We start from the raw sequence: 8,112 nt of genomic DNA, 5'->3' as shown, positions 1-8,112 counted from the left end.
TTAGTCTAGCATGTTATATCGGCAAATGCAATATCCCCTAATCCAATAATTATGAATAAATCGTTAAATCTATATTAAAATATTATCGTCCCGCTTTTGTATCCTATGGTATGTAATTTCTGTAAATCAGGCCGTTTTCCCGGATATATGGCGTCGCATCGTGTAAAAAATTCCATTCAGAAAAAACGCACGGCGCAATGTCCAATGGATAAAAATACATCATACGGTTTAAAGCCACCCCTAAAATAAATGACAAACCCCGATACATATCACATTTCTCATAAACCATTCCACCCCTGCTATGTATCGTATCAAAAGACATTTCGTCCTCATTCCTCCTGTCTAGAAGCCCGCAAAAAAACAGGCTGGAACCCTCACTCCAGCCTGTCAGTGAACCATACTGCGCCTAAATCACGCGCCGCACTTCTTTATCTACTTCTTGTACAAATACGCCTTGGCCGCCCTGCCGTCGACGTACCTCAAAAACGCCCGCACATCCGGGTCCAGCGTTTCACTTTCGTCTTTGCAAAAACGAGGCCCTGCCTTACAACATAAGGCGTCCACTCCCGCAGACGCCTTATCTTATTCGGATTACAATAAATGATGTTTTTTTCCTAATTCCGTAATGTATTCTACTGAAACCTTTGCATACTTCGCTATCGTTTCTTTAGCAACTCCATCTTTCAGCATCGCCAATATCATCATGGTTTCCTTCTTTTTTTCCCCCTCGGCAAAGCTCGCCAGCTCGCGCCGTTTGATTTCCATTGCGTACGTCATATATTCTCGCCTCGTTTCATCGTGCTGCTTCACGCGCCTACACACAATCCAGTATAAAACAGGCTGCTTGCCTTCACAAGCAGCCTCTCTGTTATAACAAATGTTGTTTTTTACCCAATTCAATAATATACTCTGCCGACGTCTGTACACAGTCCGCAATAAATTCTACAGACAGCCCCTTTTGCAGCATAGTTACTATTATTTTCTTCTTTTCGTTTGCACTGCCTTCCGCAAGACCTTCTGCGAGGCCTTCTGCAATACCTTCCTGCCGCTGCCGCTTTAACTCCATGGCTAATGTCATATATTCTCGCCTCGTTTCATCGTGCTGCTTCACGCGCCGTACTTCCTTATCCACTTCTTGTACAAACACGCCTTCGGCCGCCTTGCCGTCGACGTACCGCAAAAACGCCCGCACGTCCGGATCGAGGGCCTCACTGTCGCCTTTACTGTTCAGAAATATTTTCGTCGCCTCGTCGTTCAGCTCTATGCCATTCTGCTCTACACAACGATTTCTAAACGTGTACATCGGCAATCCCCGGTCAAAGGCGTCAAAGGTGCAGATAAAGATGATATACGCCGGGTTCAGCGCACTGTAATCATCGCCCTTTTCCAGGACGTCCATATCGATCATGGCCTGATAGTACCGCGTCCGCTTGGCCAGGCCGTTGTCCTTTTCGTCAGTACACTGCATTTCAATATCGAATACCCGCCCCGTATCGTCCTTGACATAGACGTCCAGGCGCACGCTTTTGCTGTCCAGCCGGATGTCGATAGTCTTCTCCGTATCGGGATAAGTAATGTCGGCTATCTTAATCTGCAGAATCTTCTCAATTAAATGCTGGCACAGGCGCTTGTTGCGCATGACCTTTTGAAATAAAAAGTTGTCTTGTATGGTCAGCTCTTCCCAGTCCTTAATTCGCTTCACGGCCTCGCCTCCTTCTACTTGGATTATACCAAACATGCGTACGCCTTGGCAATAAACGACCTATTCCTGATAGGAATACATATACGAAATAAGGCGCCTGCTCCCTTGCCAGCTGCGTATCGCAAGTATCACAATTTCAGGCAAATCCAAGATACCCTGCGCCGTTTCTTTAGTTCAGATAAAAGAAAAATCCCGCGCGCAGCGGGATAAAAAGCTAGACAATACTATCATATTTGACTTTATACTGGTTAAATTGTCTGTAATCTAACTGCTTATCATTTTGCAGACGGCCAATGACGATTCCTTGCTGAACACCGATAGTTTCTGCAAACTGCGCAATAGACGCTATGGAGTAATCTCCACGGCCGATAAATTGCTGCATCTTGTCTTCCGGAATCAAGATATTGGCGGCGATTACATCCGCCTGTTTTTCTTCCTCTTCAGATACGTCGCGGCTACGATAAATATGGCCTTCTAAAATATGCGCTATTTCATGGAACAAACTGAACCAAAATTTATCGGCATATTTTCCCCGCATCGTAACGCCTAACACAATCTTATTCTTATTGTCATCGTAAAATGTAATGCCATGCAAAAAAGACCCTTGCAGCCGCGGCAAGTATACAAGGGCAACGCCGCATTGTGCCAATACCGCTTCCAATTGTTTAGCGAAGGCTGTCGAACGGTATAAGGTCATCTTTCGTATTTCAGGCAGCGCGTTGACTAATTTATTTCTTGAAAAGGTCTCAACCTCTATCTCGCCGGCTTTATGTTTCGCGTATTGCGCCAACGTCCATGTAGCGTAGGTGCTTTTTTCAGTTTCCGCCAAACGCCGGCAGGCTATGGGCATAAACATATGCACTTTTTCCAGCGTATGCACGCCAAAATATTTACAGAGATTTTTTACTTTTTCTTCACTTTTAGTAGTATCGGCAACCATTCCCCATTCTGCAATACTTTTATACGGATATTTCTTAGCAATTTCAATCTCTTTTTCCAATTCATTTTCCCGTTTGGCTTTTATAAGCTTTTCTTGATATATAGCTTCCAATGTATTCCAAAAACGAGCCGGAATCCCCAGCACTAATTCAAGGCGCTCCGCCACGTCTGGAGTCAATCGGACAATCCCGTTGATTAACTGGCTGACATGCTTTTCAGACAGACCCATGCGCCTGGCGAATTCTTTTTGTGTCATGCCATAATCGTCAAGCTGTTCTTTAATTGTAGCGCCAGGAGGCGTAGCAATATAGCTTTTACTTTCCAACATGACCCTCACTCCTTCTTCATCATTAATGATAATCTACAATTTCTTGTATCTCTGCAATTTGAATTTCTTCCCCTTGTTTAGTAAATATAAGACGATATGGCTGGCTTAAATCCATGGCATATTGATTCGCTCTGTCGCCTTTCAGCAGGTGACATCGCCCTATGCGCCCCAGCACCAATAGCTCCACCGTATCAGCCGCTTTGATTTGATCAATGCGCATATGTATTTTCCTGGCCATCTCCTCGCCATATTCACGACGTGCTGCACTGGCATCTGTACATATTTTCCGTATTTGATTGTTTCTATACTTTATTTCCAATGCCCCACCTCATTTACCTATTAGGTTAATTTTATAATATCAGATAGCGGAATAATAATCAATAACACGCAGCCTATACTTGTCGTGAATGCGAAAACGACATAGAAAACCTCAGGATTTTCAACAAATCGAAAATCCTGAGGTTTCCTTACGCCGCAGCCTGGCCGCGCATGGCCGGATATTGTATGATGCCTGCGGCGATAGCCCTGGCGGTTTCGTCCTTATGGGCCTCGTAGCAGCGCATGTCGTAGTCGTTGTCGATGAAGCAGACTTCCACCACGACGGCGGGCATGGCCGTGTTGCGCAGGACGAAGAGGCCCGGCCGCTCTTTCAGCCCCCTGTCGGGCAGGTTGAGGACGGCCTTGACGTTGGCCTGGATGCAGTGGCCCAGGAGCAGGCTTTGGGGTGTATTGGAAATGAGTGTTTCCGTACCCGTAGCCCGCTTATTGAAGGCGTTGAAATGAAGGGACACGAATACGTCCGCTTCGGCGGCGTTGGCTTGTCCGCAGACAGCGTACAAATCGTCGGACTGGCCCAGGACGACGGCGACGCCGTTTCGCTCCAAATAGGCCTGGACGGCCTCGGCCAGCTCATAGGCCAGGTCGCATTCGCGCAGGTTCAGGGCGGCGTTGACCGCCCCGCTGTCCAGCAGGCGGTCGTGGCCCGGATTGAGATAGACTTTCATCGGTATAGTTCCTCCTAATCAGCAAATACAGTATGCGGATGATAAAGACGACGGTCCGTTTATCGACAGACCTCAAAAAGCGCAGGATCTTCTGCATGGGCATCCTCCTCTCTGGGTCGCTTCGCCATGTACAGGGTCACGCAGCCCGTCTCGTCGAGCTCCATCATGGTGACGTAGGGGCTGGCGCAGCGGTCTTCCCGCTCCCGGTCGGCCCGGCAGTTGGCGATTTCCATCTTGTTTCGTTCGATGAGCTCCTCGCTCATGTGGGGAAAAAAGGATCGGGCAAAGGCCGTCAAGCCCTCCGATACGACGAGGCCCGGCACGGAGCGGCGCTGGCCGAGAGCGGTCCGGACGCGGCGCAGCTCGCCGGCGCGGCGTTTCCTCTCGGCGTGGGAAATCCGCGGCGGCGTCTCGTCCAGATAGATTGCACCTTCCTGTTGCCGGCGGCGGCGTTCCATCTCCCGCCAATGAGCGAGTACGTCGGCAATGGACGGCTCAAAGCGGTGGACCTCCAGGATGCGCCGCGTCAGGGCGCGGGCCTGATCCTCCGTCAGGGGCGGCAGCATGTCCTTCAGGATGCGCATTCTAGCAGCCATCCCCGTCGGATTCCCAGATTTGCCGAAGCATTGTATCAACGTATTGATTAAATTCCTTCTCCCGTCGTTCATACATCGTCTCCCTTCGCCGCGGCCGCCCGCCGCTGTTGACCAGGACGGCCCGGATATAGCGAATGCCGGACGCGCCGTTGTCCCTGGCAATGTCTATGGCGGCGCAGACCGCTTCGTCGCCCCAGCAGCGGGCCAGGTCGGTCAGTTCCTCTGCCGTGCGGCTGCTCATCTGGCCGAAGGCCGCCGTATAGCGGCGCAGGGCAGCTCGTCCCGCCGAAGGGGACGGGGCCTTCGCCGGGTCGCCGCAGCCTCTTTGGGCTGCCGTAGTCCATACGGGCGCGATGCCGCTGTTGCCGCCGGGCTCGGCCATGTGGGCGCACGGATCCCTTAGTCTGTCGCCTTCCTCGCCCTGCCAGACTGCCGCCGTCGGAGCTGCGTCGTCCCATACGGCAGGGGCTTCGCCGTCGCCATAAGAGGACGCCATACGGCCAGCCTCTTCCCGTACGGGGACGAGCCCGCCGTCCGGGCAGGCCGAAGCCCTTTCGTCTGCCGCCGTCTCGTCAGGGCAGACGTATCCCGTCGGGACAGCCTGCGCCGAAGGCCGGGCATGGTCTTCGCCGCCGCAGCGCGGGTCACTGGCAGCGTCTTCCGCCCATGGGCTGCTCTCGGCCGGAGCTTCAGACGTATGGCAGCGCGCCTCGCTGCCTTCGGCCTTGCGGCGGCGGTAGCGGCGCATGCGGTCGCGGGCATCGCGGCGTTTTTTCTCGTCCCGGTCAAAGCTCTGGATTTCATGCCAGGGCACGATGCGGATCAGGCCCTTCTCATCGCGGCTGATGAGGTCGATTTGCTCGAACACGTCGAGGACTTTTTCCACAAAGGCCCGGCGGCGGTGCAGCTGACGAGCCAGCAAGGCCGTCGTCACGGCCTGCCCCTTGGCCACGTAAATGTATCCGTCGTCGTTGACCATGCCGGCCAGGTCCTTCAGGTAAAACCAGATGACGAAGTAGGAGTCGCCGCTGGGCTGACTCAACAGATACATCATGCGCGGGTCCTGAAACAACCCGACCTTTGTCTGAAACCACCGCAGCTTCTTCATGGGCTGCTCCTTTCCGCCCGCCCTGGGGCCGTCTTTGCTCGCTACTGTATATGGGACAGGGAAGGAAGCATTTATTTCCCTTTCAGCTATGCAGTTTCAGCATCTTTGTCCGCCATAAAAATACACGTCATCTCTGTATATACGGGTATGCAAAATAAAAAGAAAAAAAAACAAAGAGAAAAGATAAGACGTTACGCGTAACGGTACGGACGTACTGCAGTGGGTATAGACAGGGAAATCGGCATAATGACGCCGATGGGGCGAAACGGCCCTGCATCGCATACGCCGTCAATAGCCCGATATACGCCGGTATATTCCTGGCAGTTCTCCCTGTATTTTGCCGTATGGCGGCGATTTTCAAACGGATTTCCGCCGATAACAAAAAAAACTCCCTGCCGAATCGTCCGGCAGGGAGGGTCCATGCATTATTTAAAGTAATCGGGATACTGCTTGCGCAGCACTTCCACGTCGATGATGCCCTTGTTGATATGCTCTTCCATGATGGCTACGCCGCGCTGGGCGTCGTGGCGCAGGATGGCTTCCGCCAGGGCTTGATGCTGGCTGTAGAGGATGTTCATCTGCTCGGCCGCCGCGGCGATGTTCAGCACGCGGGCCCGCATGTAGTCGGCTGTGGAGCTTTCGATGATCTGCCAGATATGCGGCTTGCCGCAGCCCTGGTACAGGATGCTGTGGGTCTGGTTGTCGCTGGCGAAAAAGCCGTTGACGTCGCGGCGGCGCAGGTACAGCTCCTGCTCCTTCAGGCATTGCTGGAGCTTCCACATGTATTCTTCGGGAAACTCCCGGCAGGCCAGGGCGACGACAGCCGTCTCCATGGTCACCCGCAGAAAGCGGAATTCCGCCAGCTGCTCCGTATTGATCTTAGACACGAAGGTCCCCCGCTGGGGCAATACGTCGAGAAGGCCCTTCTGGGCCAGGCGGATAAAGGCCTCCCGCACGGGAGTCCGGCTGACGGACAGCATCGTCGACAGCTCCTGTTCCGACATGGCCGTCCCAGGCACCAGATGCAGATTCATGATGTTATCGTACAACACGCGGTAGGCGTATTCCCGCACGTTTTCCCGCGGCTCTTTTTCCAGCAATCGTAACTGTTCCATTGGCGTCCCCTGTATCTAAAAAATTACCATACTTCATATTCTACCATATTACGGCTTCAATTTGAAATGCATTGGCTAAAAAAATGATGTATACCGATACAAAAAATGCGTCCTCTTTCTGTACTTTGACGAAAAATACCCCCTTGCCGCAGAGGCAAGAGGGCAGGAGACGTTATTCTTCCCGTTCCAGGCCGGGGTCTTTGTTATCCTTCAGGATGAATACCTTGACCAGGACGACGACGATCATGAGCACGCCGACCTGTCCCATCAGGGGATAGAGGAAGCCGATGAGCTTGCCGAAGCCGATCTGGGCGCCGAAGTAGGCCACGACGCCCAGGACGACGGTCACGACCATCTTGACGGTCTTGTTGGGCATCCACTGCTCCAGCTTGTTGATGACGACCCAGAACATGGGAGCCGCCGTGCTGTAAATGCCCAGGAGCAGGATGACCGAGAAGATGAGGGCCAGGGCCGGAGCGAACTGCTGGGCCAGAAACAGGTTGGGAACCTGAAGCTTTGCTACTTCCGCCGGGAAGCAGAGCATGGCCGCCATCATGAGGGCGCTGGCGATCATCAGGGCCACGCCGCCGAGGAACCCGCCGAGGAAGGCTTCGCGCCGGCTGTTGGCCTTGCCGCCCAGGCCCGTCAGGAAGGGGATGGAGCCGAAGACCATGCAGGAAGCGTACAGGACGCCGCTGAACCAGGCCGAATCGAGGACATCGTACGTCGAGAACCACCAGGATTTCGTCGAGCGCAAGTCGTATAAGACTTCCCAGCCCTTGGCCCAGTCCGTATTGGCGTTGAGGACCGTCAGGATGCCGATGCCGATGGTAAAGAAGATGATGACCGGACCCATGGAGCCGATGACGTCGGCCAGGCGCATCAAGCCCAGCAGGATGGACAGGATGCACAGGAGGGCCATAAACACGCTGCCCACGTCGCCGGGCAGGGCGAAGTATTCCGAGGCCACGGCTCCCGTGCCGGCGATCATGATCGACACGACGCTGAATAAAAATAAGATCGTAACCCATTCCAAAAACGTGCCGATGTACTTGCCGCAGTAGTAGTGAAAGACCTGGGTGTGGTACTTCAGCTTCAAATCGTAGCCCTTCTGCATGAGCGCCCCGCCCAGAAAGGCGAATATGAGCATGCTGACGAAGCAGCCGATGATGCCCTGAGGGCCGAAGGCTCCGAAGAACTGGAGGATTTCCTGGCCCGTCGCATAGCCCGACCCGATGCTGAAGGCGCAGTAAGCGCCGGCGAAAATGACGACGTTGCGCAGGCTGACTTTTGTGTTGCTGTCTTGATTCATATCCATCT

General features: G+C 53.2%; 9 protein-coding genes. All 9 read right to left on the bottom strand.

The window, feature by feature from the left end; translation table 11 throughout:
- Positions 1-591 precede the first annotated feature (591 nt).
- The 9 genes from OCV58_RS04730 to OCV58_RS04690 all read right to left on the bottom strand — a co-directional run bounded on the left by OCV58_RS04730 (position 592) and on the right by OCV58_RS04690 (position 8,104).
- Entirely contained in the window at positions 592-777 is a 186-nt protein-coding gene (locus tag OCV58_RS04730) for a hypothetical protein (RefSeq protein ID WP_087478459.1), read from the bottom strand.
- Positions 778-868: 91 nt separating this feature from the next.
- Positions 869-1,702: an Rpn family recombination-promoting nuclease/putative transposase gene (locus tag OCV58_RS04725; protein ID WP_267312792.1), complete on the bottom strand. Its 834-nt coding sequence runs from the start codon at positions 1,700-1,702 to the stop codon at positions 869-871.
- A 214-nt stretch (positions 1,703-1,916) separates the two neighbouring features.
- Positions 1,917-2,969, bottom strand: coding sequence for a helix-turn-helix domain-containing protein (locus tag OCV58_RS04720; RefSeq protein ID WP_154877104.1), 1,053 nt, complete (start codon positions 2,967-2,969; stop codon positions 1,917-1,919).
- A 22-nt stretch (positions 2,970-2,991) separates the two neighbouring features.
- On the bottom strand, positions 2,992-3,288 hold the full coding sequence (locus OCV58_RS04715) for a type II toxin-antitoxin system RelE/ParE family toxin (RefSeq protein WP_087478456.1): 297 nt from the start codon (positions 3,286-3,288) through the stop codon (positions 2,992-2,994).
- 148 nt (positions 3,289-3,436) lie between these two features.
- A complete protein-coding gene (locus tag OCV58_RS04710) occupies positions 3,437-3,973 on the bottom strand; it encodes an N-acetylmuramoyl-L-alanine amidase family protein (RefSeq protein ID WP_095629044.1) in 537 nt (178 codons plus the stop codon).
- A 59-nt stretch (positions 3,974-4,032) separates the two neighbouring features.
- Positions 4,033-4,569, bottom strand: a complete 537-nt coding sequence (locus OCV58_RS04705) for a hypothetical protein (protein ID WP_154877103.1) — start codon at positions 4,567-4,569, stop codon at positions 4,033-4,035.
- Positions 4,559-5,677, bottom strand: a complete 1,119-nt coding sequence (locus OCV58_RS04700) for a putative phage replisome organizer (protein WP_154877102.1) — start codon at positions 5,675-5,677, stop codon at positions 4,559-4,561. Before OCV58_RS04700 ends, OCV58_RS04705 begins: the two co-directional genes overlap by 11 nt.
- Positions 5,678-6,102: 425 nt before the next feature.
- Entirely contained in the window at positions 6,103-6,792 is a 690-nt protein-coding gene (locus tag OCV58_RS04695) for a GntR family transcriptional regulator (protein ID WP_087478452.1), read from the bottom strand.
- A gap of 172 nt (positions 6,793-6,964) precedes the next feature.
- Positions 6,965-8,104 (bottom strand): YkvI family membrane protein, encoded by a 1,140-nt coding sequence (locus tag OCV58_RS04690; protein WP_154877100.1) that lies wholly within the window; start codon positions 8,102-8,104, stop codon positions 6,965-6,967.
- Positions 8,105-8,112: the final 8 nt, after the last annotated feature.

It is taken from the genome of Megasphaera stantonii, assembly GCF_025567065.1.
GTDB lineage: Bacteria > Bacillota > Negativicutes > Veillonellales > Megasphaeraceae > Megasphaera > Megasphaera stantonii.
Note: the sequence above shows the minus strand (reverse complement) of the source record. Positions and strands in the feature narration are given on the sequence as shown.